Raw genomic sequence first — 22,042 nt, 5'->3', positions numbered from 1 at the left:
TGCCTGAAGCTACATAGAAGCCAAAAGGTATTTGGTGACTTCGATCTGAGTGATTTTGCCTTCGGTCAATGTCTTATTGATCAGATTAACAAGCTTGCTGCTAAGCTGGTCTTTGCCATTTGCTCCATTAAGCTCCTCAGGTTTGGTATCTGCAAGCGTTTTGATAATAATCGGTTTGATTTTGATCTCTTTTATTTTTTCGAATGCTTCCTTTGATTTCGCAGAATTCAGTTGGAAGGCGAAATCTATTTGAACGATATAATCGGGATCAGCAAGATTTGTTTTGATATCTTTGATCTCTGCCGTTAATTCGACGATTTCATCTGCAGTTAAATACTTGGTTTCCACACTTTGAACCGCAGCATTTACATCATTCGAATCTTTCGGAAAGATCTTGTCCATTAATAAAAATGCGGCGATCACGATAAGTGTAATCGCAAGTAAAATCGTAAGTAACCATGGCAGCATCTTCTTCATGTTAGCTCCTCCATTGACTGGACTTTAATGGTGGCAGCATATGTGCCTATGTCCCTGTTATAATCCCGGATCTTCGTAATAACTTCATCAGCTTTTTCAAGCACGATCAGTCTTTTTCCGGTTACTAGCGTAATATATGTATCCGGGCTTTCTTCTACCATTTCTACCAGTAGGGCATTGATCCACATCGGTGTTCCATTTAATCTCGTTACCGATATCATAACAGGCCTCCTAACAAAAATAGGGGGAGGGGTATCTCCCCCACGACTCCGCGTTAATCTTTAAAAAAAGATATTAAATTATTGATAAAATTAACGCTTCAGGTTAACTACTTCCTGCAGCACTTCATCAGAAGTCGTAATGATACGGGAGTTCGCCTGGAATCCACGTTGCGATACGATCATTTCTGTAAATTCATTCGTAAGATCCACATTGGACATTTCGAGTTGACCAGAAATGATCGCCCCAGTGCCATCTTCTGTATTATTCGCTGTAGTCGGAACAAGCTCACCTTCTGCATTCGCATTAAGTGACATACGGTATAGATTGCCACCAATCTTCTCTAATCCAGATGGATTAGTAACCTTAGCTACACCGATCTTCACACCTGCTTCAGTCGTTCCATCAGACATGGTCTGAACAATCGTTCCATCATTGGAAATGGAGAACGCTGTTACATCATCACCCAGTTGAATGGGTCCACCATCGGAATCTAGCACATGAAGTCCGTCAGAAGTTACAAGATTACGTGCAGCATCTACATGAAAATCTCCTGCACGAGTCAAGAAAGGTGTTTCTTGATCTTCTGATAGCTTTACTAGGAAAAAACCATCTCCGTCAATGCGTAAATCTGTCGGGTTATTAGTAGTTTGAGCACTACCGGGTAAATGGAGTGTATCGATAGAAGCGATACTTACGCCTAGTCCGATTTGTTTAGCATTCATACCACCTGCACCATCATCACTAGGAGCAGTTACACCAGAAACAGTTTGACTCATAATATCCTTGAACATAACCCGTCCTGATTTAAAACCAATTGTATTGACATTGGCAATGTTATTACCGATTACATCAAGTTTAGTCTGAAAGCCTCTCATCCCCGAAACCCCTGAATACATAGATCTTAACATTTGTGTTGTCCTCCCAGATTATAGAGTCCTAATAACTTACTAAGTGAATGGGACCGCGTCAGTCGGTCAGCGGCCGCCTCGGCTTTCCGTTAGGACCAGCCGGTTATGAAATCACAATTGCACTATCAATTTGCGTAAATACGTTATCTTTAATCGAATTTCCATCCATAGCGGTTACAACCGTACGATTCGGGACACTTACGATAAATGCCAAGTCCTTCATTAATATCAAGGATTCTTTACTGCCTTTGGCAGCAGCTTTATCCACAGCAGAAGATATCTGATCCAGTTGTCTGCTTCCAAGTTCAATTCCTCTTTGTTCAAGACGCTTAGCAGCATGATTGCTGAATTTTAGAAGCTTTTGTTGCAGTACGCTCTCAAAGGTGGCTTCTCCAGTCACAGTCTGCTTCGGTATCGAAGATCGCTGTAACGTTGAGGAATGTAGGGACGACGCAGGATACAGTTGGCCTATGGTCAGCCTGTCACTCATATTGTCGCCTCGCTTCCTCCGTTATTCTCCGGAGTATTACTATCTGTACCAGAACCATTCTCTGTTGTTGCGGGATTCTGAATTTGTGTAATATCGGTTAAAGCAATTCTGTCTTTCCCCACAACCGCATATTGAATCCCCTTGCTGACAACGATTGATTCAACGTTCCCTGTCTTAGGTAGATTTGTGGCGGTATCCGTCCATGTGATATCTTTACCAATCAAGCCGGATACTGATCCAAGAGATTGATTCATTGATGTAAGCTGTGTAGAGATATTCATAAGCTGCTCAACAGATGTAAACTGTGCCATTTGAGCAATAAATTCTTTATCTTGCATCGGCTGCATCGGATCTTGATTCTGCAGCTGGGTGATCAAAATCTTCAAAAACTGATCCTTACCCAATACGGAATTTCCTGTTGTTTTAGTAGATTCAGGAGTTGTATAATTCCACTGGTCTTTGGTAGAAACAGGAGGAGTTGTTGTTGTCGTCATAACCGTTCACCTCTCTTTCACTTGTGATAAGTTTAAGCTTTGGCAGAGAAGGAGTTTCCTTGATTCTCATCTTCTTGCCCTGCGTTTGAAACCCAATCTTTCCATTCACCATTTAGCTCTGCGGCAAGAATGGCATCATTAGCTTCCTCACGACTTTCTTTGGAGCGTCTTCCCTGCTGACCACTTCCAGAACCAGGTTGGCGTCCTTCTTGACCCCACCCTGAATTGAGGGGGGTATTATTTTGTGTGACTTCCAATTTTTCTACTTGGAGGCCTTGAGACTGCAATGCCGCTCGAAGCTGGTTCATCTGCTGTTCCAACATATCCTTAGCTCCGGAATGTTCAGTCATAAACTGTGCAACCAGATGGCCGTTTTGCATAGTAATCTTAACATCTACTTGTCCGAGATTTTCTGGAAAGAGCGATATCGTAGCCTCAGCTACTCCGCCTTTTTGCACAATCTCCAATTTACCTGTAATAAAACCGGTCATTTCCTGTGCAAACTGATGAACGGGTACAGGAGCTACTGGAACCTCAGCCTTCAACGGAGCAGTAATTCCTCCCCTAAGAGCTAGTTGACCAGCAGTTACAACCTCATGATCTCCTTCTATGATAGTAGTTCCTGATGTGGAATCTTGAGCTGATTCTGCCTGCTTTGTCTCTCCAGTTGCACTGCTTTTAATCAATGGAGCGGTAAGCTCTGCTTCAGGATCTTGAACAGCTCCTGAGGTCACAGGCGAAGTTAGGACTGCTTCATTCTTAATTGCAGCTGCTTCTCCAGCACGATTACTAAGGTTTTGAATGGTTTTGTCCGTCGTATTACCTTTGCTTTCAGTCACTATAGGTTGTTGTACAGATACACCAGAATTTTCATTTGTACTGGAGTTCTTTCCCTTCCCCTTAATAGTGTTAGCGGAGGACTGTTCTAGTATTGCTGTGAAATTATTTAACAGGCTTATTCCTTTACTAGCAGCTTCTTCGTTCCCACTGACAGCAGCTTCCTGAATCATAGTAACTAAACTTTGCAAATCATCTTGAACAGCAAATCGCAGTGTATCCGCATGCTTAGCTAACGGCGACAAGCTTCCTGCCGACTCCGTATCAGATGTAGCATCACCCTCAGTCGCTTGACTTCCCGATAGAAGAGCTGATACCTGAAGAAGCCAAGCTTGCAAAGCTACCAGCACAGCAGGATCGCTATTGATGCTTTCATCTAGATTTTCAACATCAGCAGTTAGCTTCTCGATAAGATCAGAATTCTGCGTATCTTGTCCCCCTTGATCTTCTCCAGTTGTCTGCACTTCATTTAAAAGACCTTGCAATAAAGAGGCTAGATTTCCCAGAAGCGGATCAGTAGGTACCGATGTGGTGTTAGCTGTGTTTCCTCCCATAGTTTGCACTAAAGTCTGCGCGAAAGGTACAGCAGCTGTTGTGCCAGTAGAAGTTGATGAGCTACCACTTGCGGCTGTAGCATTTGCGCTCACAAGCGATTGAACCACTAAACTCATATTATTTTTCACCTCCTTTCAATATTTATTTAGCACCCATCAAACGGTTAACAATCTTCGCGGTTTGCGCACTATCATTTTTAGTCATTTCCCCCAAAATCGAAGAACGAACACTATCACTAACGGTATTCATAATCGTTACTACTTTATCAGGGCTAATCTTATACATTTCTCCTAGTAGAGAAGCTGCATTGGCAGGCGTCATTGAACTAAAGGTTTGGTTCAACTTTTCCTTATCCAGATTTGTACTAGTTTTAGTCGTTTGAGTAATGCCAGCCTCTTTCTTCAATCTAGATTGAAGAGCAGCAATAGCCATATCACTCGAAGAGGTGATTTCTTTCAACTTAATCGTGACATCTGCCGCTTTTTGAGGATCCATTTTTTCCAGAATCGCAGTTTTACTCGCTTTATTCATTACGCTGAATATCTGCACCATCTCTTCTGTAGTCAAATTCTCCATAATCGGTGCAGCTTTGGAAGCTTTCATGCCCGCGTACAGCTTCGCCAGATCAGTAACCTGCTTCTGATAAGGGTCTTCTGTTTCCTCACTGTTTATTTCAGCAGCTGCAGCAGCTTCCGTCTTCATTCCCTCAATTTGCGACTCTAGCGCCTGAACCTTGGTATCCTGGGCTGTTTTTTCATCTGTGACCTTCTTCAACTCATCTGCCTGCTGGGCAAGCTGAGCTTTGAGCTCCTTAATCGTTGAGTTTGAGCTCACTTCCTGCTTTTTGCTTTCTTCCTTCGGTTTAGAAGGATCTGTTGGCGGATCAGGAACCCATTTTTCCAGAATCGGAATTTTATTCGCAACTTCAAGCACGTTATTACGAATGTCCATATTAAAAAGCGTCAACAGTACTCCAAGCAGTACTAGCGTGAAGATAATCGGTATCATTAGAAATAAGAACCGCTCAAATTTCCCCGCTGACCCTTCATTTTCAAGTTCCATGTCATTATCAATTTTAGCCACTAGCGGAAACCTCCCGGGTTAGAGGGATTTCATCGCGAAGCGGACGGTTGCCATCTCATCCAGTTCGTTTTGTTCCCGTAAAATCATACTTTGCTGAAACTGTGTCTCAGCCTTATCTTTTGCCTTTAACCATACTTTTTCATCTAATACCTTTGTGCTTAACTGATCTTGCTTCTTCAAGACTTCCTGATGTGCACTTCTAATGTCCGTATGTTTACGGGCAATGCATATATCCAGGTATTCTACATATTCTTGCATTTCACGAATCTTCGCCATAGGTGCCTTTTGTTCTGCGGCATTTTGTAAAGATAACATAATAGCGCTCCGCTGAAAGGTGAGTTCATCCAGGCTTCTTTCTTGTGCCTGCAATTCTCCAAGCGCGCTTGAGAGCATCCATTCTGCCTGTGTCTTCTCATTGCCCTTCAAGTCAACGACTTTTTGAAAAGTATAATGAAATCTCATGATACTGAATCAACTCCTCGAGAAGTGTGAAATTAAAGACTGTTGAACTTCAGCCAGCGTAACTTTTTCATTCACTCTTTGTTTGGTGAATTCCCATATACTGTCTATATACTCCATCGACTCATCGATTTGAGCATTGGAGCCTCTCTGATACGCTCCGATATTAATTAAATCCTCTGAATCCTTGTACACGGCCATTAGTCGCTTAACATTCTCTGCTGCGGCGATCTGTTCTTCTGGCGCAATATCCTTCATCACACGACTAATGCTGGAAAGCACATCTATTGCTGGAAAATGTCCTTTGTTCGCAATACTTCGGTTAAGGACGATATGTCCATCGAGTATTCCTCTCACTGCATCAGCGATCGGCTCATTCATGTCATCACCATCAACCAATACAGTGTAAAAAGCTGTGATAGAGCCTGTAGGACCAGTTCCGGCGCGTTCTAGTAGTTTAGGTAAGCTTGCAAATACAGATGGTGTGTAACCTCTCATAGCTGGTGGTTCTCCGACTGCAAGTCCAACTTCACGTTGAGCCATAGCATAACGAGTGACCGAATCCATCATCAGCATCACATTAAGTCCACGATCCCGAAAATACTCAGCAATCGTAGTAGCAATAAGTGCTCCCTTAATTCGAATTAATGCAGGCTGATCAGATGTAGCGACAATAACAACTGACCTCTGCAAACCCTCAGGTCCCAAATCGCGTTCGATGAAATCCAGTACTTCCCTGCCACGTTCCCCAATCAGAGCGATAACATTAACATCTGCTGATGTATTACGTGCAATCATTCCCATGAGCGTACTTTTGCCGACCCCTGAACCAGCGAAAATCCCCACCCGCTGACCTTTACCAATTGTTAGCAAACCATCTATCGCTCTTACACCGATGCTAATAGGTTCTTGCACTCGTGGTCTATTGAGTGGATTGGACGGAATGTTAAAGGTCGAACTATGTGGCATTCGAGCTGGGATCAGGGAACCATCAAGCGGTTGCCCTAGACCATCCAGTACCTTACCCAGCAATTCTGAACCCACCTGAACACTAAGCGGCTTACCTGTTCCCACTACATCACAACCAGGTCCAATGGCCTGCAGTTCTCCAAGTGGCATTAATAGCACCTTGTTGTCACGGAAACCAACGACTTCAGCTTGCAGCGGCTTATTTCCTTTAGAAGGATAGATATAGCACACATCACCAATGCTAGCATCAGGTCCTTCAGATTCAACCATAAGACCGATAACCTGCGTCACTTTCCCATTGATCCTCACCGGATCGAGATTACGAAGTTGCTCCTTATAACGGTTACTATCAAGCATCTTCTTCCCCATTTCTCTGCTCATCGGTGTCCAGCGCGATTCTAACCAGCTCTTTCTTGATTTCTGCAAGCTGAGTATCAATTCGGGCATCTATGCTGCCAAAGGAGGAGCGGATTACACAACCTTGATCTTTCACAGTCGAGTCAGGCAAGATCTGTAGTTCAGCCTGCGAGTCAACCGCTAATGACAATTCTTCCCTTGCTGCGTTTACGAAAGCGAACTGCGCAGGTGATACACACAGTGAAATCAGCCCCTGCTCACGTTTACGAGCTAGATTCTTCCGAATCAAATCCATTGCAAACTGCGGCTCAACCGTTAACTGTCTGTCCACAATTTTCTCCGCAATATCACAGCTTAGCTCAACCAAGAAAGGTTCAGCTTCCTGAATAATGACATCCCTTGCCTTATAGGCTTCAGTTAAAACAGCACGAGCTTCATCCATCATCGCTGCAATTTTGAGCTTCATCTCTTGCTCAGCTTGAGAAACACCTTCTTGATACCCTAGCTGATAAGCCTCGGCTTTGACGGCCTCAACTAGATGTTCATCCTGCTCACGCCGCTCTTTCCACCACTCTTCAGCCTCCGCTTTTGAGGATTCAACAATCTGTTCCGCTTCAAGAGAGGCATTCCGTACTTGCTCTTCAGCAAATTCTTGGGCGTCTTTAAGCATTTGCTTACGTGCCACTTCAGCCTCTTCACGAGCGGGATCATGATAGTGAGTCTCGCTTACAGTCTCCTCTGGAACGGGCTCCTCAGTTAGGCCCGCATAGTGCCGGGCCTGCTCCAATCTTTTCAGTACATCAACTGGAACATACTGAGAATGCTTAATCAGCTTAGACAATGATGTCATCTCCTCCGCCACGAGCGATGATAATTTCTCCAGACTCTTCGAGTCTGCGGATCGTACCTACAATACGCGTTTGCGCTTCTTCTACATCACGCAGCCGCACAGGACCCATGTACTCCATTTCTTCTCGGAATGTCTCTGCCATACGTTTGGACATATTCCGGAAAATAACATCTCGTACTTCTTCGCTTGCAACCTTAAGGGCAAGCTGCAGGTCCGCATTATCAATATCACGAATAATACGCTGAATCGAACGGTTATCCACATTGACAATATCCTCGAATACGAACATCCGCTTCTTGATTTCCTCGGCGAGCTCTGGATCTTGAATTTCGAGAGAGTCCAGAATTGTGCGCTCTGTCCCACGGTCAACACCATTCAAGATCTGTACGATTGATTCGATACCGCCAGCATTTGTATAATCCTGAGTTACTGTAGCAGAAAGCTTCTGCTCTAGCACTCGTTCAATTTGTGTAATGACCTCCGGAGAGGTGCTGTCCATTACAGCAATTCTTCTAGCCACCTCCGCCTGCTTCTCTTGAGGTAATGAGGAGAGAATAGCTGCGGCTTGTTCGAATTGCAGATAAGACAATACAAGTGCGATAGTCTGGACATTCTCATTCTGAATAAAGTTCAAAATCTGGTTTGGATCAGCCTTGCGTGCAAAATCGAAAGGTCTTACCTGCAAAGTCGCAGTCAGACGGTTAATGACCTCCATTGCTTTTGCGGAACCAAGTGCTTTCTCCAGAATCTCTTTGGCGTAGTTAATACCGCCTTGTGATATATATTCCTGGGCGAGGCATATCTGATGGAACTCAGACATGATCGACTCTTTTTCACTGCTGTCCACTTTACGGACATTGGCAATTTCAAGAGTTAATTGTTCAATCTCCTCGTCTCTTAAATGTTTGAATATTTGCGCCGATACCTCGGGCCCTAGTGTGATAAGCAGGATCGCGGCCTTTTGACGGCCACTAAGCCCCTGCTGACTAGCCTTTGCCATTAGTTCACCTCTGTTCGTCTGCAAGCCATGTACGCAGCAGATTTACGAATTCGTCTGGCTTTTTCTTAGCCAAACTTTCCAATTGCTTACGAACTTGACTGTCATTCGTCACACTTTCCAAATTAATAGATGGAAATTCGGTAGGAACCTGCAATGGAATGTCTTCATCTTCCTCTTCCACAGTCTTCTTACGACTCCGATAGATTAGATATCCTCCACCTGCTCCAACCAGCAATGCAGCTGCTCCGATAGCCCATAACATCCATGTGGCAAGACCACCTGGTGTTGTATTAGCAGCGGTTCCGCCAAATTGTTGAGAATACACCGAAACCTTTTTGGTTAAATCAGCGTCTGTATATGTAGTACCTGAATCTGCGAGCGAAGCACGAACAATATTTACCAAAATGTTTTGAATTGCTGCTGATGTAGCAGCGTCCAAAGTATTTTGTCCTGTAGGTGGTTCAACTGCAACATTTATGGTTAAATCTTTAACAGTAAAGGGACTTGCGATAACATCCTTTGTAATTCGGTTTACTTCATAGTTCCTCGTTTCAGAAGATTCTTCCGAAGTAGAAGTATCCGTACCGGCTTGTGAAGGATAGCCCGCTACATCTTGTGAACCAGTGCCTGCCACTCCACCAGTTGTATTTCCTTGACCCGAATACGAATTACTAATGATTTGTGAACTGATCTCAATCCCCTTCATGTTCTCTGTATCCACAGGGGTTACGAGATTCTCCTTCCGGTTTTCCTTGTCAAAGTTCAGCTTCGAAAATACAAGAACATCAACTTTATCTGGACCCGTAAGAGTGCTAAGGAATTGTTTCACATCTTTCTTTACTTCTTCTTCGAATTTCTTCTGAAGAGCGAAGTTCTCTTCGACTTGGCTGGAAACTCCAGCTTGTCCACCTTTGGCCGTAGGCATTAACTCGACTTCATTATTAGCAATCGTAATGTTATCGATTGGTAGATTTGGAACAGCCGTCTTTACAAGGTTAAAGTACCCATCAATATTATCTTGAGTGGGTCTGAATCCCGGATTAAATGAAAGCACAACGGATGCAGATGCTTGCTCTTGGTCAGCCTGGGAAGCAAAAACTGTTTCTTTAGGCAGATTAATCAGCACTTTAGCATCCTTAATTCCTTGCATACGTCTCATTAACTGTTCTACTTCACCGTTTAATGCATTATTATACTTCACATTAAACTCACTATCTGTCGTCCCTATCATTGACGAATTTTCATTAAAGACCTTATAACCGATAGAGCCCCCCTGAACAATCCCCTGAGAACCGATATCCACCTTTATTCGAGCCGCTTCTGTGCTTGGCACGGAGATGCTTTTTCCATCTTGGCTTAATCGGTATGAAACACCTGCTGTATCCAAGTAGTTCATTACTCCAGCTGAATCTGTGCTGTCCAAATCTTGAAACGCTACTTCATATTCTGTCTTTGAAAGCTGCATGGTTAATACTACGATTATTATTAGAATGATAAACAATGTAGAAAAGAATAAAATCTTCTGTTTACCACTAAATCTGTTCCAATACAGGGTCACCTTCTCCCGATATTGGGCAAATCTTTCATTCACAGTGTCACCCCATCCGGAACTAAGCTAGGAATTAATTAAATTTGAGTTCTCATAATTTCTTGATAGGCTTCTATCACTTTGTTCCGGACTTGTGTAGTCAACTGCAAACTCAGTAAAGCCTGTTGGGAAGAAATCATCACCTCGTCTATGTTCACTTCTCCCAATACAAATTTATTACTCATATCCTTTGCTTGTTGTTCCTGATCTGCTACTTTAGTGAGTGCATTCTCAAGATAAGAACCAAAGCTCTCCATGGCATTAGCAGGAGTGGATGAAACTTCGGTAGATGTTGGTTTCATGGCAAGCTGCTGTACAGCTTGAACCCCATTAGTGATATTCTGTATCAACTGTTTCCCTCCTAAAAGTTTTGTAAGCTTATGCTTCCTAGATTCACTTCGTACAAAACTCACTTCGGAAGCGTTCCTTGTGTTAATTACGTTTAGCGCCCAATTTCGAGTGCTTTACTTACCATAGCTTTAGATGCATTCAGCATCGTGACATTGGCTTCATAAGAACGTGATGCAGATAACATATCTACCATTTCTTTGGTAATATCTACGTTTGGCATATAGACATAACCTTCGGCATCCGCATCAGGATGGCTTGGGTTGTAAACTGGCTTTAACGGTGAAGTATCTTCTATAATGGACCGCACCTTTACACCTTCACTACTACTACCGTTCAATTTCGAATTTAGTATATTCGAGAACTTATTGCTTTCGGTAGCTTCCATAACAACAAGTTTTCGACGGTAAGGAACGGCTTTGCCATCAACGACCGATGCTCTTGTAGTTTCCGCATTGGCCACGTTGGAGGAAATCACGTCCATCCGCAATCGTTGAGCTGTTAATGCTGATGCACTTATCCCAAAACTACTCCCAAAGTTCATGCAATCTTATCCTCCTTGAATTACAGCTCGCATCATCGAAATTTGACTGTTGATCTGCTCGACATAAGAACTATACCTGAGTTGGTTCTCAGCACTTAACGCCATTTCTCGTTCTACATCCACATTGTTGTCGTTATTATTCATCGAGGTAGTTTCATCCGTACTAACGACAGCTGCTGGTACAATTCTATTACTACCAAATTGAAAATGTCGGGAGTCCGTTACCTTCGCGTTAAGTGTAGGTTTTATTCCACTTTCTTGTTGCTGAAGGAAACTTTCGAATGAAACATCAGAACGTTTGAAATTTGGCGTATCTTCGTTAGCCACATTATTCGCTAGAACATTTTGTCGTTTGTAGGCAGCATCAATGCCTCCCTGCAATCGTTGAAAACTGACACTATTCAGCAATCCCAAGATAATTCCTCCTTTCAAAGCTATCATAATGAAATGAATTCCACAACTTTCCTTAAAAAACCTGCTTGATTTCGACAAATAAAGTATAAAAGTCCTCTATTTATCAGTTTCTACGTCGAACCTTGTCGCAAAGTATAACTAATTAGTATTTTCACATACATTGATTTTCATTTAATTTGTATATTATTACAATAAGAAATAAGCCCTATCTTTTTAGAAAAGACAGGGCTTTTAGCACTTTATTGCTATTTTATTCCTTTTTTAACTCAAAATTATCTTTTTAATTGCATCTTTTTACATTTTTTTACCTATTAATGACACTAAATTGTAATTTTCTAATTCAATATGCCCAAATCCAAAAGAATAAGAATTTGTCGCATTAAAGAATATACTGACTTAGATCACGATCCTGCGCAATACTTGCCAATTTCTCACGCACATACTCTGGTGTAATAACCATAGTGTCCAGCGTCAGCTCAGGTGCTTCAAAAGAAAGATCCTCCAATAACTTCTCCAAAATCGTATGAAGACGTCGAGCACCTATGTTCTCCATATTTTGATTCACTGAAGCAGCTATTTTGGCAATTTCATAAATAGCATCTTTCTGGAACTCCACTTCAATGTCCTCGGTTTTTAACAAATTAACATATTGTTTCGTCAAAGCGTTCTCTGGCTCTGTTAAGATGGAAACAAAATCCTCCAGTGTCAAACTGCTTAGTTCTACGCGAATCGGAAAACGCCCCTGAAGCTCTGGAATCAGATCAGAAGGTTTAGCAACATGAAAAGCCCCGGCAGCCATGAAGAGCACGTAGTCCGTCTTCACAGGACCGTATTTTGTCATGATTGTAGAACCCTCTACAATTGGAAGGATATCTCTTTGTACACCTTCACGTGATACATCAGGGCCCGAACCCTTTCCTTGACTTGCAACCTTATCAATCTCATCGATAAAAATAATACCCGATTGTTCAGCGCGTGTCACAGATTCCTGAATGACATCATCCATATCAATCAGTTTGGTTGCTTCATCTTGAATTAGCACTTTACGAGCCTCACGGATAGGAAGCTTGCGCTTCTTCGTCCGCTTCGGAAGCAAGCTACCAAACATTTCTTGCATATTCATCCCCATCTGGTCGTTCCCTTGCCCTGCAAACATATCCAGCATAGATGGCGCTGTATCCTCAACATCTATTTCAATGATATCTTCTTCCAATTGACCAGCAAGCAGCTTAAATCTAACCCCGCGACGGCGTTCGCTTAAGCTTCCATCTGGTTCGGAATCTTCTTTAGAATCCTCTTGTGAAGAGTTCCCGCCAAAAATCATCTCAAAAGGATTCTTCTGAGATTTATTTTTTGAAGACGAAGGCACTAAAATAGAGACAATCCGCTCATTAGCCAGTTCTTCTGCACGGTCTTTCACTTTTTCCGTACGCTCTAGCTTCACCATACGAATAGAGGTCTCAACTAAATCACGCACCATAGACTCCACATCTCGCCCTACATAACCCACCTCAGTGAATTTGGTTGCCTCCACTTTGATGAACGGAGCATTAACGAGCTTAGCTAGACGCCGAGCAATCTCAGTTTTCCCTACACCAGTAGGTCCGATCATCAAGATGTTCTTAGGAACAACTTCATCACGCAGTTCCTCAGCCAGCAGACTGCGCCGATAACGATTACGAAGGGCAACAGCTACCGATTTCTTAGCTTGTTTCTGACCTACAATATATTTATCCAATTCAGCTACGATTTGACGGGGTGTTAGCGATTGATTCACCATCGTGAATTCCTCCTTGTCTCTATGGCACTGAGCCTATAATTGCTCAACAATAATATTGGAGTTAGTATACACACATATTTCTGATGCAATCTGAAGAGCTTCACGAGCGATATCCGCAGCAGCAAGATTTGGAGCATGACGTTTGAGCGCGCGACCGGAAGCAAGTGCAAAGTTACCACCGGAACCAATAGCGAGCACATCATCATCTGGCTCGATAATTTCACCATTTCCGGAGATCAAGAGCATTCCTTCCTTGTCCATAACAATCATCAATGCCTCAAGTTTTCGAAGAATACGATCTTGACGCCAGTCTTTCGCCAATTCTACGGCTGCCCGTTGCAGGTTTCCGTGATGCTCCTCCAACTTGCCTTCGAATTTTTCGAACAAAGTGATAGCATCGGCCACAGATCCTGCAAACCCTGCTATTACTTGTCCTCTGTATAAGCGACGAACTTTTCTGGCCGTCGTCTTCATAATTACACTCTCTCCGAATGTAACCTGACCATCACCTGCTATAGCTGCCTGTCCGTTATGTCTTACAGCACAAATTGTAGTCGCATGAAAGCTGGGTACCATGATTGTAGTTACCTCCTTAAGATGGGCTTTGTTCAAAAATAAGAAGTATACGTTTCACGTTATACATTATCCTTATATTTCTCACTTAAACGCTAACGCTTATCATCCTTATAAGGACGCCCAAGGCGCTTCTTAATCTTGGTTGTCGATAGTCTCCGGCTCTATATAAGCAAGGCCCGTACGATTGGCGTACTCGGCAAGACTGTCTAGTGCACGATGCGCTAACATCTCATTCTTTTCTTTCTTATTACGGATTTTCTTCTCCACCTTCGGCAGAAGACCAAAATTGGCATTCATAGGCTGAAAATGCTCCGGATCAGCGGAAGTGATATAAGCAGGCATACTACCAAGCACCGTGTCTTGTGGGAAGATCAGTCCTTCTTGACCAAGTGCGGCTCTAGCAGCGTTAATGCCGGCAATCAGACCTGAAGCTGCTGATTCCACATAACCTTCCACGCCAGTCATCTGTCCAGCAAAATACAGCCTTTCTTTACCCTTCATTTGATAAGTAGGATGCAAGAGTTTAGGAGAATTAATAAAGGTATTTCTGTGCATTACCCCATACCGAACGTATTCAGCGTTCTCAAGACCTGGAATCAGCGAGAATACCCGCTTCTGTTCGCCCCATTTCAAGTGCGTTTGAAAGCCCACCAGATTGTAAAGCGTTCCAGCAGCGTTATCCTGACGAAGCTGCACTACCGCGTAAGGTAGCTTACCTGTGTGCGGATTGATAAGCCCTACAGGCTTCATCGGACCAAACAATGCTGTTTGCTTACCGCGCTTCATCATGATTTCGATAGGCATACAGCCCTCAAAGTATATCTCTTTCTCAAAATCCTTGAGCGCTGCCGTCTCAGCAGAAATCAACGCATCATAAAACACGTCAAACTCCTCTTCAGTCATAGGACAGTTTAGATATGCTGCTTCCCCTTTGTCATAACGGGAAGCCAGATACACTTTATTCATATCAATACTGTCCTTCTCAACAATCGGTGCTGCAGCATCATAAAAATAGAAATACTCTTCACCTAATAGACCCTTAATTTCAGCAGATAATGCAGGGGAAGTTAGTGGACCCGTTGCAATAACAACAATCCCTTCCTCCGGTATATGCGTAAGTTCTTCATTTATGACTTCCACGAGCGGATGATTATGCAATGTACTCGTAATTTCTCCCGAGAAACCATCCCGATCCACGGCAAGTGCACCGCCAGCAGGTACAGCGTGGCGATCAGCCGCACCTAATACAAGAGAGTTTAAACGTCGCATTTCTTCCTTTAATACACCCACCGCATTGCCTAAACCATTTGCACGCAAGGAGTTGCTGCATACTAGTTCTGCGAATTGATTGGTGTGGTGTGCTGGCGTCTTCACCACTGGTCTCATTTCATACAATCTTACCGGTACGCCTTGAGAGGCTATTTGCCAGGCCGCTTCACTACCTGCGAGACCTGCTCCAATTACTGTTACCTTTGCTGTATCTGTCACTGTCTTATTTCCTCCTGTAGAGACTATTATTCTGCTAACTCTTCTTCGTTGTCTAAAACTGCCTCTGTATGGTCACAAGACGTACATTGCAGTTTGGTGCCTTGCTTATTGCGTTTCTCAATCATCCAAGCCCCGCAAGATGGACATGGTTTAGTGGATGGTCTATCCCAAGAGACGAAATCACACCCAGGATATTGATCGCAGCCATAGAAGACACGCCCTTTTTTGCTACGACGCTCTACAACTTTTCCTTCATTACATTTAGGGCAAGTTACACCAATATCTTTGATAATCGGCTTCGTATTTCGGCAATCTGGAAAGCCAGAACATGCTAGGAACTTCCCAAAGCGTCCTAATTTATATACAAGTGGTTTACCACATTTCTCGCAGATCTCATCAGAGACTTCATCTTCAATCTCAATTTCTTTCATTTCTTCTTCGGCAAACACTAAGCGCTTCTCGAAAGACTCGTAAAATTCAGCAAGAACCTTCACCCAATCTTCTGAGCCTTCTTCCACATGGTCAAGATCGCCTTCCATATTAGCCGTAAACTCTACGTTCAATATTTCCGGGAAAAATTGTTCCATCTGCTCGATGACAAGTTCTCCAAGCTCTGTAGGCATAAATTTCTTCTCTTCAATCGCTACATAGCCACGCTTCTGAATCGTTTCAAGCGTTGGTGCATACGTACTTGGGCGTCCTATCCCTAATTCTTCAAGTGTCTTTACAAGCCTTGCTTCTGTATATCGCGGTGGTGGCTGTGTAAAATGCTGCTTCGGCTCGATCTCTTGCTTATTTAAAGCATCTCCCGCTTCAAGAGGCGGTAAATACTTATCTTCATCTGTAGTTCCATCATCGTTACCTTCCACGTAAACCTTCATGAACCCTGGGAATGAAACCTTCGAACCCACCGCTCTGAATGTAGCTGTACCTGCTTCTATATCAACCGAGAGTGTATCAAGAAGAGCCGACGCCATTTGACTGGATACGAACCGCTCCCACACCAGTTTGTAAAGACGGAATTGATCCCGGCTTAAGAACTCTTTGACCATTTCCGGTTCACGAAGTGCTGAAGTTGGTCGGATCGCTTCATGCGCTTCTTGCGCTCCAGCCGCTTTCTTTGAATACTGACGAGGGGCATCAGGTAAGAACTTTTCACCATACTTAGCAGTAATCAGCTCTTTAGCTTCATCCTGTGCAGTGACAGATAATCGTGTCGAGTCCGTACGCATATAGGTGATCAAACCTACGGTTCCCTCTTTGCCTAGTTCCACACCTTCGTATAATTGCTGGGCAACAGACATTGTCTTAGCTGCACGGAATCCAAGCTTACGAGCTGCTTCCTGTTGAAGGGAACTTGTTGTAAAAGGAGCCGATGGATGCCGTTGTCTTTCCTTCTCCTTCACATTACTTACCTTAAAAGCTGCGTTCTTGATTGCCTCAAGGACCTCTTGAACATCGCTTTCCTGATTAAGTTCCTTCTTCACACCATTCAGCTTATGAAACTTAGCTTCAAAGACAGAATCTCGAATCCCAAGTTTAGCTGTAATACTCCAATATTCAGTAGGTACAAAAGCGGAGATTTCATTCTCACGATCCATTATGATCTTTACAGCTACAGATTGAACACGTCCAGCAGATAACCCTTTTTTGACTTTCTTCCATAATAGAGGGCTAATCTTGTAACCTACTAGCCGATCCAGTATACGTCTTGCCTGCTGTGCATTCACAAGATCCATGTTAATCTTGCGTGGCGTCTTAAAAGCATCCTTCACCGCTTGTTTGGTGATCTCATTAAATACAACTCGGCATTCCTGTGTATTATCTAAATCCAGGGCATGTGCCAAGTGCCAAGCAATTGCTTCTCCTTCGCGATCGGGGTCAGCTGCGAGATAGACTTTTTTCACTTTTTTACTAGCGTCTTTCAATTCCTTCAATATAGAACCTTTACCACGAATCGTAATATATTTGGGATTGAAATCATTCTCGACCTCAACACCAATTTGACTCTTCGGTAGATCTCTGATGTGTCCCATAGATGCCTTTACAATATACTTACTACCTAGATATTTGCCAATTGTCTTCGCTTTCGCGGGCGATTCGACAATAACCAATGCATCTGCCATAGACTCTTCCTCCTCGTTAACACTCGTACCTCTATATTAAATTACCTTATAAATAGCTCCTGGTAATTGTGCTACCGCTTTTTTTATGATTAAAGATAACAGAACTGAATGCAAATGTCCAAAATCCCATCCTGTCCTCACAAGCAGATCGTCCAAAATAAAGGGGCCTTGATGCAGTATATGGTATAGGTGTAACTCCTCATTTGTCAATTTCTTTTCAATTAACAAATCGTCAGCCACCTGTTTTGAGGGACCGCTTTCACCCGTTTTTGAGAGGTTTGTCGGGAGAAAAGAAGTGTATTCTTCTAAAATATCTAGTGCACCGGTTACCAGCTTTGCCCCTTGTTTAATCAGATCAAGAGCACCTCTACTTTTTGGAGACGTAATAGGTCCAGGGACAGCAAAAACATCCCGTCCTGCCTCCAAGGCAGCATCTGCAGTAATGAGTGATCCACTTCTACTATCCGCCTCTACGACCACTGTCCCGTATGTGAGGCCTGCAATAATTCGATTGCGCTGCGGAAATAACCCAGGATGACTTTTAGTTCCAAGGGGATACTCTGTTAGCACTAACCCATCACGGGAAATCAATCGTTCGAGCTCCTTATTCTCAGGCGGGTAGACCCGATCAAGTCCTGTAGCCACTACCGCTATTGTGCCCCCACCGCTTCTTAGCGCAGCTTCATGACAGACGCTATCAATCCCCCTAGCTAATCCGCTAACCACTGTTAGACCTGCTTCACTAAGCTCTTTTGTGAGAATCTCCCCTACCTTCCGTCCATAAGCTGTTGGCACACGAGTACCGACCATCGCTACACTAGGTGTCGATAACAGATCCAAACGCCCACGATAATAAAGAATCCATGGTGGCTGAGCCGTCTCCTTCAATAAATGGGGATAGTCTGCATCAAAAATCGTAACCATGTTCACAGCACTTTCTTCCATTAGTAAGCGGCGGTTTGCTATCCACTCCAACGTATATATTGAAGCAAGTTGAATCGACACTTTCTCGCTCAATCCAACCTGTTCCCAGTCTTCTGAGCTACAAGAAAATGCTTTTTCTGACAAAAGCCCAGCTCTGCGAATTTTGTCGATAGTTTTCCAGCCAATGCCTTCCACTTCATTAAAGCCGAATAGTAGTTCCCGTTCTTCCATAGCATTTTTCGCCCCTTAACATGGAAGGCCTAGCCTTCCCTATTTTGTGTTACACCTCTTGAAAACGCAAGTATTTCTTTAAATTCAATAAATTTCTATTTAAAATAAAAAAAGCAACCTTTCATCCCTAAATAGGAACAAAAGGTTGCTTACCTCTTTAATTAATTATACACGAAATAACCTCACTACGTGGAGTGATTTCTCTGTCTTAACTACACTAATTAGTGCGATGTAAAAGCATTGAGAATACCGCGCTCTTCAAGCACACTTACGAGTGTTGAACCCATTTCAGCAGGTGTAGGGGCTACCTTGATTCCGCAAGCTTCCAGTACGGCAATTTTTTCGCTTGCTGTACCTTTCCCTCCAGAAATGATAGCACCAGCATGCCCCATACGCTTGCCTGGAGGTGCAGTTGCTCCTCCAATGAAGCCTACAACTGGCTTGGTCATGTGTTCACGAATCCACTCTGCTGCTTCTTCCTCTGCAGTTCCACCGATCTCTCCGATCATAATAACTGCCTTCGTACCCGGATCTTCATTAAACAGCTTCAAAATATCAATAAACTCAGAGCCTTTAACCGGATCTCCGCCAATACCTACAGCCGAAGATTGCCCAATTCCACGCGTGGTCAGCTGATGAACCGCCTCATAGGTTAGCGTTCCGCTACGCGAGACCACTCCTACATAACCAGGCATATGAATATAGCCAGGCATGATTCCAATCTTACACTCTCCAGGAGTGATAACACCCGGACAGTTTGGACCGATCAACACTGTAGAACGACCTTCCATATAACGTGAGACTTTTACCATATCAAGCACAGGAATACCTTCGGTAATACAGATAACCAAATCCAGCTCTGCATCTACAGCCTCCATGATGGAATCTGCCGCAAATGCTGGCGGTACATAAATCACACTAGCAGTTGCACCAGTAGCTGCCTTAGCAGCTGCGACTGTATCAAATACCGGAAGACTAACTTCACTGCCATTTTCAAGGGTGATATTAACTGTCGTTCCACCTTTACCTGGCGTTACCCCTCCAACCATCTGAGTTCCATAATCAAGCGCACCCTTAGTATGGAACAAGCCCGTTGCTCCCGTAATACCTTGCGTGATAACTTTCGTATTTTTATCTACAAGAATGCTCATGCCTTAAGTCACATCCCTACTTATATTGTCAAATACGATAACTGGCTTCAACTTCCGAGCCATTATTGCACAAGAGATACAATCTTACGGGCACCGTCCGCCATAGAATCAGCAGCTACAATGTTAAGTCCCGATCCAGCCAAGATTTGCTTACCCAATCCAACATTTGTTCCTTCAAGACGTACAACAAGCGGTTTAGTCAATCCCAATTGACTTGCCGCTTCCACAACACCGTTAGCAATAACGTCACAGCGCATAATACCGCCGAAAATATTAACGAAAATTCCATTTACCTTTTCATCCGATAGAATGATTTTAAAGGCTTCTGTAACTTTCTCGGTAGTTGCACCGCCCCCTACATCAAGGAAGTTGGCGGGTTCGCCTCCGTAATATTTAATTATATCCATCGTTGCCATCGCTAGGCCTGCACCGTTCACCATACAACCAATATTGCCATCAAGTGCAATATAGCTCAGGTCATACTTAGAGGCTTCGATTTCTTTCAAATCTTCTTCATCTAGATCCCTAAGCTCTTGAATATCTTTGTGGCGGAACAAGGCATTGGGGTCAAAATTCAATTTAGCATCAAGAGCCATCACATTCCCATCCGCAGTAACTACCAATGGGTTAATTTCGGCAATAGAGCAATCTTTATCCACAAAAGCTAGATATAGCGCTTGCATGAATTTAACAGTCTTGCCTACCAGTTCATTAGGAATAGAGATGCTGTAAGCTAATTTACGAGCTTGGAAAGTCTGCAAACCTACTGCCGGATCAATGATTTCTTTGAAAATCTTCTCCGGATGTGTAGCTGCAACCTCTTCAATCTCTGTGCCACCTTCTTCAGATGCCATCATAACCACTCGGCCAGTTCCTCTATCAACAACGATACCGATGTAATACTCTTTAACAATTTGACAGCCCTCTTCAATGAGCAGCCGTTTTACTACCTTACCCTCCGGACCAGTCTGGTGAGTAACTAAAGTCTTACCGAGAATTTCGGTTGCGTAAGTACGCACTTCATCGATATTCTTAGCAACCTTTACACCTCCAGCTTTACCTCGTCCACCTGCATGAATCTGAGCTTTAACTACAACAACCGGTGTACTCAGTGACTCTGCGGCTTCTACCGCTTCCTCCACTGTATAAGCTACTTTTCCATTCGGTACGGCCACACCGTACTTCTTAAGCACTTCTTTTCCCTGATACTCGTGGATATTCATAGCGGTAGCCTCCTAAAGTAGCGTGGTGACTTAACAGGCAGCCTGTTGTCATCTCGCCTTCCGTTTTGATTGCCGCGGGGTTAGGGATAGGCTGATGCTAAACATGCAGCACTATTCCGGAACCAACAGAAACTGCTCTACCACTCGTAAAAGAATGGCCTTATTTCTGTGAGAGACATTGAGTAAATCTATAAGACTAAGCTTATACTTACCTATATGCCATATAAAGGAACCCAGAATAGTGTAACATGTTTTTAAAACGCTTTCCTTAAATATATTCATGATTTGTACACATTTTTTCGCTTGATTTCATGCCGGAATGCGAACGATCGCATAGACTCCTGATTATACTTACTTTTTACTATCTTGAGTGTTCGCTTCATGAACACGATTTAACAAGCTTTTGAACTGCTCAAGCAGCTCTACAGTTTCATCGCTGGACATAGTCGTTTCTTCCATCATTTTTCCAGGAATACAAGCCGCATTGTTTTGAAGTGCCCAGCCCTGTTCCGTTAGTGAAATCAGAACTTTTCGCTCATCTTGTGTCGAACGTTCACGCACGATCAACCCTGCAGCTTGTAGACGTTTTAAAAGAGGTGTCAGCGTACCTGAATCCAAAAATAGCGCCTCACCAATTTCTTTAACCGTGCATTGCTGCCGTTCCCATAACACAAGCATTACTAGATATTGCGAGTATGTTAAACCGATCTTATCCAAATAAGGTTGATACAGCTTTGTGATCTCACGAGAGCAAGCATAAATCGTAAAACAGAGTTGATTCTCAATCAGCAGCTCAGGTGTAGTCGTCATCTTTTGCATATCTTCTTCATTCATTTTCATATCTTATTCACCTGCCTTATACCCTTATTTTATCATAATTCACTCATAACATCATGTTAATAGCAAAAAATTAATTTGACATTATAGTTAATTGTGGTAAATTAGATT

Annotated in this window: 23 protein-coding genes; all 23 read right to left on the bottom strand. The window is 43.3% G+C overall.

Annotation, left to right across the window (positions count from 1 at the left end; all coding sequences use genetic code 11):
• Positions 1-9: 9 nt before the first annotated feature.
• Positions 10-477: a flagellar basal body-associated FliL family protein gene (locus tag ACFWMP_RS12130; protein ID WP_042189445.1), complete on the bottom strand. Its 468-nt coding sequence runs from the start codon at positions 475-477 to the stop codon at positions 10-12.
• Positions 474-698, bottom strand: a complete 225-nt coding sequence (locus ACFWMP_RS12125) for a flagellar FlbD family protein (RefSeq protein ID WP_042128923.1) — start codon at positions 696-698, stop codon at positions 474-476. Before ACFWMP_RS12125 ends, ACFWMP_RS12130 begins: the two co-directional genes overlap by 4 nt.
• Before the next feature lie 90 nt (positions 699-788).
• Complete coding sequence (gene flgG / locus ACFWMP_RS12120; protein WP_042189446.1) at positions 789-1,607, bottom strand: flagellar basal body rod protein FlgG; 819 nt, start codon at positions 1,605-1,607, stop codon at positions 789-791.
• A 103-nt stretch (positions 1,608-1,710) separates the two neighbouring features.
• Entirely contained in the window at positions 1,711-2,097 is a 387-nt protein-coding gene (locus tag ACFWMP_RS12115) for a TIGR02530 family flagellar biosynthesis protein (protein WP_076119556.1), read from the bottom strand.
• Complete coding sequence (locus ACFWMP_RS12110) at positions 2,094-2,591, bottom strand: flagellar hook capping FlgD N-terminal domain-containing protein (RefSeq protein ID WP_076285418.1); 498 nt, start codon at positions 2,589-2,591, stop codon at positions 2,094-2,096. The genes ACFWMP_RS12115 and ACFWMP_RS12110 overlap by 4 nt, the downstream gene beginning before the upstream one ends.
• Positions 2,592-2,623: 32 nt before the next feature.
• The gene (locus ACFWMP_RS12105) at positions 2,624-4,099 is read right to left on the bottom strand and encodes a flagellar hook-length control protein FliK (protein WP_379423808.1); all 1,476 of its coding nucleotides are present in this window, start codon (positions 4,097-4,099) and stop codon (positions 2,624-2,626) included.
• 25 nt (positions 4,100-4,124) lie between these two features.
• A complete protein-coding gene (locus ACFWMP_RS12100; RefSeq protein ID WP_379424301.1) occupies positions 4,125-5,045 on the bottom strand; it encodes a MotE family protein in 921 nt (306 codons plus the stop codon).
• A 39-nt stretch (positions 5,046-5,084) separates the two neighbouring features.
• Positions 5,085-5,528 (bottom strand): flagellar export protein FliJ, encoded by a 444-nt coding sequence (fliJ, locus tag ACFWMP_RS12095; protein ID WP_076285416.1) that lies wholly within the window; start codon positions 5,526-5,528, stop codon positions 5,085-5,087.
• Between the two features lie 9 nt (positions 5,529-5,537).
• Positions 5,538-6,851, bottom strand: a complete 1,314-nt coding sequence (gene fliI, locus ACFWMP_RS12090; protein ID WP_179085815.1) for a flagellar protein export ATPase FliI — start codon at positions 6,849-6,851, stop codon at positions 5,538-5,540.
• A complete protein-coding gene (locus ACFWMP_RS12085; RefSeq protein WP_042189449.1) occupies positions 6,844-7,692 on the bottom strand; it encodes a FliH/SctL family protein in 849 nt (282 codons plus the stop codon). Before ACFWMP_RS12085 ends, fliI begins: the two co-directional genes overlap by 8 nt.
• Positions 7,685-8,701: a flagellar motor switch protein FliG gene (fliG, locus tag ACFWMP_RS12080; RefSeq protein ID WP_042128934.1), complete on the bottom strand. Its 1,017-nt coding sequence runs from the start codon at positions 8,699-8,701 to the stop codon at positions 7,685-7,687. Before fliG ends, ACFWMP_RS12085 begins: the two co-directional genes overlap by 8 nt.
• Positions 8,702-8,705: 4 nt before the next feature.
• Entirely contained in the window at positions 8,706-10,292 is a 1,587-nt protein-coding gene (gene fliF / locus ACFWMP_RS12075) for a flagellar basal-body MS-ring/collar protein FliF (protein ID WP_042189450.1), read from the bottom strand.
• 35 nt (positions 10,293-10,327) lie between these two features.
• A complete protein-coding gene (fliE, locus tag ACFWMP_RS12070) occupies positions 10,328-10,639 on the bottom strand; it encodes a flagellar hook-basal body complex protein FliE (protein WP_042189451.1) in 312 nt (103 codons plus the stop codon).
• 92 nt (positions 10,640-10,731) lie between these two features.
• Entirely contained in the window at positions 10,732-11,181 is a 450-nt protein-coding gene (flgC, locus tag ACFWMP_RS12065) for a flagellar basal body rod protein FlgC (RefSeq protein WP_379423807.1), read from the bottom strand.
• A gap of 6 nt (positions 11,182-11,187) precedes the next feature.
• Positions 11,188-11,595 carry a flagellar basal body rod protein FlgB gene (gene flgB, locus ACFWMP_RS12060; protein ID WP_076299245.1) on the bottom strand — a complete coding sequence of 136 codons (408 nt, stop codon included), beginning with the start codon at positions 11,593-11,595 and terminating at the stop codon, positions 11,188-11,190.
• Positions 11,596-11,974: 379 nt separating this feature from the next.
• Positions 11,975-13,375: an ATP-dependent protease ATPase subunit HslU gene (gene hslU / locus ACFWMP_RS12055; RefSeq protein ID WP_076299246.1), complete on the bottom strand. Its 1,401-nt coding sequence runs from the start codon at positions 13,373-13,375 to the stop codon at positions 11,975-11,977.
• A gap of 33 nt (positions 13,376-13,408) precedes the next feature.
• Positions 13,409-13,951 (bottom strand): ATP-dependent protease subunit HslV, encoded by a 543-nt coding sequence (hslV, locus tag ACFWMP_RS12050; protein ID WP_042189455.1) that lies wholly within the window; start codon positions 13,949-13,951, stop codon positions 13,409-13,411.
• A gap of 132 nt (positions 13,952-14,083) precedes the next feature.
• On the bottom strand, positions 14,084-15,466 hold the full coding sequence (trmFO, locus tag ACFWMP_RS12045) for an FADH(2)-oxidizing methylenetetrahydrofolate--tRNA-(uracil(54)-C(5))-methyltransferase TrmFO (protein WP_379424300.1): 1,383 nt from the start codon (positions 15,464-15,466) through the stop codon (positions 14,084-14,086).
• On the bottom strand, positions 15,466-17,565 hold the full coding sequence (gene topA / locus ACFWMP_RS12040) for a type I DNA topoisomerase (protein WP_340971005.1): 2,100 nt from the start codon (positions 17,563-17,565) through the stop codon (positions 15,466-15,468). The genes trmFO and topA overlap by 1 nt, the downstream gene beginning before the upstream one ends.
• Before the next feature lie 36 nt (positions 17,566-17,601).
• Complete coding sequence (dprA, locus tag ACFWMP_RS12035; protein ID WP_379423806.1) at positions 17,602-18,720, bottom strand: DNA-processing protein DprA; 1,119 nt, start codon at positions 18,718-18,720, stop codon at positions 17,602-17,604.
• 221 nt (positions 18,721-18,941) lie between these two features.
• Complete coding sequence (gene sucD / locus ACFWMP_RS12030; protein ID WP_042128953.1) at positions 18,942-19,871, bottom strand: succinate--CoA ligase subunit alpha; 930 nt, start codon at positions 19,869-19,871, stop codon at positions 18,942-18,944.
• Positions 19,872-19,933: 62 nt separating this feature from the next.
• A complete protein-coding gene (sucC, locus tag ACFWMP_RS12025; RefSeq protein ID WP_042128955.1) occupies positions 19,934-21,094 on the bottom strand; it encodes an ADP-forming succinate--CoA ligase subunit beta in 1,161 nt (386 codons plus the stop codon).
• A 351-nt stretch (positions 21,095-21,445) separates the two neighbouring features.
• Positions 21,446-21,934 (bottom strand): MarR family winged helix-turn-helix transcriptional regulator, encoded by a 489-nt coding sequence (locus ACFWMP_RS12020; RefSeq protein WP_379423805.1) that lies wholly within the window; start codon positions 21,932-21,934, stop codon positions 21,446-21,448.
• Positions 21,935-22,042: the final 108 nt, after the last annotated feature.

The sequence above is a fragment of the Paenibacillus sp. NPDC058367 genome (assembly GCF_042723305.1).
Classification (GTDB): Bacteria; Bacillota; Bacilli; order Paenibacillales; family Paenibacillaceae; genus Paenibacillus_AQ.
This window is presented reverse-complemented; position numbering and strand designations above follow the sequence as displayed.